This is a genomic window from Acinetobacter sp. TUM15064, assembly GCF_008980265.1.
Lineage (GTDB): Bacteria > Pseudomonadota > Gammaproteobacteria > Pseudomonadales > Moraxellaceae > Acinetobacter.
On record NZ_BKFU01000193.1, the window covers coordinates 1 to 500 of the forward strand.

A 500-nucleotide genomic window follows, 5' to 3' on the forward strand; every position below is an offset into this window, starting at 1 on the left:
GAAGATATCGCAATCAGAACTTCCGAAAATGTTTTATTTTTATCAAAAGCAGTTCAAGATAATAGTAAGTTTTTAAAACCAATTTATGATTGGTTTGATCAAGTACTTGTAGAGCAAACTTCATTAGAAGACGCTGCAAAAAAAATCTATAGTGATGATACTTTCAAAAACCAGTTTCTAAATTTTATTAGTAAACAGGATATAGACATTGTTAATGTTAATGTTGATCCCTCATCATTAGCTGAAAAAATTCTTAAAAGTGATAAAAATATTCCTCCAGAAATGAAGGAGAAAATTATGAGTAATTTCAAAGATGAGATGGTTTATGATATCCAAACTGTCCATAAGGACATTGATGGTGATTTAGTACCTTTCGAATTTGGATTAGAGTCTAATGGCACTCATAAATTATTTGCTTTATCTCCACTTGTTGTAAAAAATTCAGAAGAACCCACTAAGACATTTTACGTAGATGAACTTAGTTCTGCATTACACCCTCT

General features: G+C 30.0%; 1 protein-coding gene. It reads left to right on the top strand.

Translation table 11 applies throughout. The annotated features are described in order from the left end of the window. On the top strand, positions 1-500 hold a 500-nt coding region (locus GBI16_RS18380; RefSeq protein ID WP_151707631.1), incomplete at both ends, for an ATP/GTP-binding protein.